This is a genomic window from Streptomyces sp. HSW2009 (assembly GCF_040240285.1).
Taxonomy (GTDB): domain Bacteria; phylum Actinomycetota; class Actinomycetes; order Streptomycetales; family Streptomycetaceae; genus Streptomyces.
In genome coordinates, this window is the sequence record NZ_JBEHZD010000607.1 from 1 (window position 1) to 4,280 (window position 4,280).

The following is a 4,280-nucleotide window of genomic DNA, read 5'->3' on the forward strand; positions in this document are numbered from 1 at the left end:
GGGGGGGGGGGGGGGGGGGGGGGGGGGGGGGGGGGGGGGGGGGGGGCCCCCCCCCGGGGGGCCCCCGGGCCCCCGGGGCCCCGTGGCCCCACCCGCCCCCTGGTCCGGCGTCCCGGCCGGTACCACGTCCCGCTCCTCCGCGAAGTGGCACGCCGAGTCGTGGGCCACCGGGCCCGGTACGTCGCGGAAGGGGGCGGGGATCGCCAGGAGGGGGACTTCCAGGGCGCAACGCTCCTGGGCCTTCCAGCAGCGGGTGCGGAAGCGGCAGCCGGAGGGTGGGTTGGCGGGTGAGGGGACGTCGCCGGCTAGCAGGATGCGGGTGCGGGTCTCGCGGGCCTCGGGGTTGGGGACCGGGACCGCGGAGAGCAGCGCCTGGGTGTAGGGGTGGGTGGGGTGGTCGTAGATCTCGGTCTCGGTGCCGACCTCCACCAGGCGGCCGAGGTACATGACCGCGACCCGGTCGGAGATGTGCCGTACCACCGACAGGTCGTGGGCGATGAAGACGTAGCTGAGGTCGAACTCCTGCTGGAGTTTCTCCAGCAGGTTGACGACCTGGGCCTGTACGGAGACGTCGAGGGCGGAGACGGGTTCGTCGGCCACGATGATCTCGGGGCGCAGGGCGAGGCCGCGGGCGATGCCGATGCGCTGGCGCTGGCCGCCGGAGAACTGGTGCGGGTACCGGTTGATGTACTCCGGGTTCAGGCCCACCACGTCCAGGAGTTCCTGCACCTTGCGGCGCCGGTCGCCCTTGGGCGCGACCTCCGGGTGGATCTCGTACGGCTCCCCGATGATGTCGCCGACCGTCATCCGCGGGTTCAGCGAGGTGTAGGGGTCCTGGAAGACCATCTGGATGTTGCGGCGTACGGCCTTCAGCGCGCGGCCGGAGAGGCGGCTGATGTCCTCGCCGCGGTAGTGGATCTGGCCCCGGGTGGCCCGTTCGAGGTGGACCAGGAGTTTGGCGACGGTGGACTTGCCGCAGCCGGACTCGCCGACGATGCCCAGCGTTTCGCCGGGCGCGAGGTCGAAGGAGACCCCGTCCACCGCCTTGACCGCGCCGATCTGCCGCTTGATGACGATGCCCTGGGTGAGCGGATAGTGCTTGACCAGGTCCCGTACCTGCAAGATCGGCTCACTCGTCATTGAGGGTCTCCTCCCAGAAGTGGCAGGCGCTGGCCCGCCCCGGCGCCACCTCGTACAGCGGCGGGCGGTCGGCGCGGCACACGTCCCGGGCGCGCGGGCAGCGGGGGTGGAAGGGGCAGCCGGCGGGGATGCGCATGAGGTTGGGCGGCAGGCCCTTGATCGCGTACAGCTCCTGGCCGCGCTGGTCCAGGCGCGGGATGGAGTCGAGCAGGCCGCGGGTGTACGGGTGGGCGGGGGCCCGGTAGAGGTCGTGGACGGGGGCGGTCTCCACGATGCGGCCCGCGTACATGACGGCGATCTTGTCGGCGACGTCGGCCACCACGCCGAGGTCGTGGGTGATGAGGATCAGGCCCATCTGCATTTCGCGCTGCAACTCCGCCAGCAGCTCCATCACCTGGGCCTGCACGGTGACGTCCAGGGCGGTGGTGGGCTCGTCGGCGATGATCAGGGCGGGTTCGAGCGCCATCGCCATGGCGATCATGATGCGTTGGCGCATGCCGCCGGAGAACTGGTGCGGGTAGTCCCCCACCCGTTGGGCGGCGGCCGGGATGCGGACCCGGTCCATGAGTTCGGCGGCCTTCTTGCGGGCGTCCTTGCGGGACAGGCCGCGGTGCACCTGGAACATCTCGCCGAGTTGGGCGCCGACGGAGAGCACCGGGTTCAGGGCGGACAGCGCGTCCTGGAAGATCATCGCTAGCTGGGAGCCGCGCACCTTGCGCCGTTCGTCGCGGCCGAGGGCGAGCAGGTCGCGGCCCTGGAAGAGGACCTGGCCGCCGGTGACGTAGCCGGGCGGCGAGTCGAGGATGCCCATGATGGCCTGGGCCGTGACCGACTTGCCGGAGCCCGACTCGCCGAGCACGGCGAGCGTTTCGCCCGCCCGCACCTGGTAGCTGACGCCGCTGACGGCCTTGACGACGCCGTCCCGCAGCCGGAACTCGACCTGGAGGTCGCGCACGTCGAGGAGGGGGACACCTGGGTCTGCGGCGTCCATGGGGCTGGGCGTTGGCTCGTTGACGACGGTCACCTGCGGTCTCCTCAGCGCAACTTGGGGTCGAGGGCGTCGCGCACCGCGTCGCCGAGCATGATGAAGGCCAGCACCGTGATGCTGAGCGCGCCGGCCGGCCACAGCAGCATGTGCGGGGCGTTGCGGATGTGCGTGGAGGCGGCGGAGATGTCGATGCCCCAGGAGACGGTGGGCGGTTTCAGGCCGACGCCCAGGTAGGAGAGCGTGGCCTCCAGCGAGATGTAGGTGCCGAGCGCGATGGTGGCCACGACGATGACCGGGGCGACGGCGTTGGGCGCGATGTGCCGCAGCAGCAGCCGGCCGTTGCTCGCCCCGAGCGCCCGCGCGGCCTGCACGTAGTCGTTCTGTTTGACGGTGACGACCGAGCCGCGGGCGATGCGGGAGATCTGCGGCCAGCCGAGCAGCACGATGAAGCCGACCACCGGCCACACCGAGCCGCTGGTGATCACGGACAGGAAGACCAGGCCGCCCAGGATGATCGGGATGCCGAAGAACACGTCGGCGACCCGGGACAGGATGGCGTCGCCCCAGCCGCCGAAGAACCCGGCGAGCCCGCCGAGCAGGCTGCCGAGCAGCGCGGCGCCGGTGGTGGCGCAGACGCCGACCACGATGGAGGCGCGCGCCCCGTAGACGACGCGGGTGTACAGGTCGCGGCCCTGCACGTCGTAGCCGAAGGGGTGACCGGGCTCCGAGCCCTGCTGGGCCTTGGAGAGGTCCGCCTTGTACGGGCTGCCGCTGGCGATCAGCGAGGGCCAGATCGAGATCACGATCAGAAACAAGATGATCAGCGCGGAGATCAGGAAGACCGGGTTGCGGCGCAGGTCGCGCCAGGCGTCCGACCACAGGCTGCCGACGCGCACCTCGGGCCCCGGCCCGCCCGGCGCCGTGCCGCCCTCCAGCGAGCTGGCCTCGCTGGAGGCCAGGTCGAGGCCGGGCCCGCCGGTGGGGGCGACGGCCGCGTGCGGGTCGGGCGGCAGGCCACCGCCCGTGGGTCCGTGCGGTGGGCCCTGGGCGGGCCCGTGCGGTGGTTCAGGCATAGCGAATCCTCGGGTCGAGCACGGCGTAGAGGAGGTCGACGAGCAGGTTGGCGACGAGGAAGACCAGCACCAGGACGGTGACGAAGCCGACCACGGTGGGCGAGTTCTGGCGCAGTACGCCCTGGTAGAGCTGGTAGCCGACGCCGTGGATGTTGAAGATCCGCTCGGTGACCAGGGCGCCGCCCATCAGGCCGCCGATGTCGGTGCCGATGAAGGTGACCACCGGGATCAGCGAGTTGCGCAGCAGGTGCCGGACGATGATGCGGTGCCGCGGCAGGCCCTTGGCGGTGGCGGTGCGGACGTAGTCGGCGCGTACGTTCTCCGCGATGGAGGTGCGGGTGAGGCGGGTGACGTAGGCGAGGGAGACCAGGCCGACGACGACGCCGGGCAGCAGGAGTTCGTTCAGCGGTGCGTCGGGCGAGACGGTGGGGCTGACGGTCTGCCATTTGATGCCGCACAGGTACTGGAGGACGTAGCCGCTGACGAAGGTGGGGATGGAGATGACGATGAGGGTCAGCAGCAGCACCGTGGTGTCCACCGCGCGGCCCCTGCGCAGTCCGCTGAGGACACCGAGCGTGATGCCGATGAGGATCTCGAAGGCGACGGCGACCAGCGTCAGCCGTACGGTCACCGGCCAGGCGTCGGCCATGAGTTCACTGACCGGCTGGCCGTTGAAGGCGGTGCCGAAGTCGCCCTGGAAGATCTGCCCCATGTAGTGCAGGTACTGCTTCCACAGGGGCTCGTCGAGGTAGAGGTCCTTGCGGATCTGGGCGGCGGTGGCGGGATCGGGCGCCCGGTCGCCGAAGAGCGCGGCCACCGGGTCGCCGAGCGCGTACACCATGAAGAAGATCAGGAACGTGCTGCCGATGAACACCGGGATCATCTGCAACAACCGCCGGATCACATAGCGTCCCATGGCTGGCTCCGGGGGGTGATGGTGCGGCGAGGGGGGTCACGCGGCGGCGGACGGCTTCCGGCTCCCGGCTCCCCGCCCCCCCGGGGCCGGGGGGGGCGGGGGGCGGGGGGGGCCCCGGGGGGGGGCGCGCCCCCCCCCCCCGCGCGGGGGGGCCCCCCCCCCC

General features: G+C 71.8%; 4 protein-coding genes. All 4 read right to left on the reverse strand.

The window, feature by feature from the left end:
- Positions 1-1,140: ABC transporter ATP-binding protein (locus tag AAHZ94_RS29375; RefSeq protein ID WP_349996705.1), on the reverse strand; the 1,140-nt coding region annotated here is incomplete at its 3' end.
- On the reverse strand, positions 1,130-2,131 hold the full coding sequence (locus AAHZ94_RS29380) for an ABC transporter ATP-binding protein (protein WP_349996709.1): 1,002 nt from the start codon (positions 2,129-2,131) through the stop codon (positions 1,130-1,132). The genes AAHZ94_RS29380 and AAHZ94_RS29375, both read right to left, overlap by 11 nt.
- Before the next feature lie 44 nt (positions 2,132-2,175).
- Positions 2,176-3,201 (reverse strand): ABC transporter permease, encoded by a 1,026-nt coding sequence (locus tag AAHZ94_RS29385; protein ID WP_349996707.1) that lies wholly within the window; start codon positions 3,199-3,201, stop codon positions 2,176-2,178.
- The gene (locus AAHZ94_RS29390) at positions 3,194-4,117 is read right to left on the reverse strand and encodes an ABC transporter permease (RefSeq protein ID WP_349996708.1); all 924 of its coding nucleotides are present in this window, start codon (positions 4,115-4,117) and stop codon (positions 3,194-3,196) included. The genes AAHZ94_RS29385 and AAHZ94_RS29390 overlap by 8 nt, the downstream gene beginning before the upstream one ends.
- Positions 4,118-4,280: the final 163 nt, after the last annotated feature.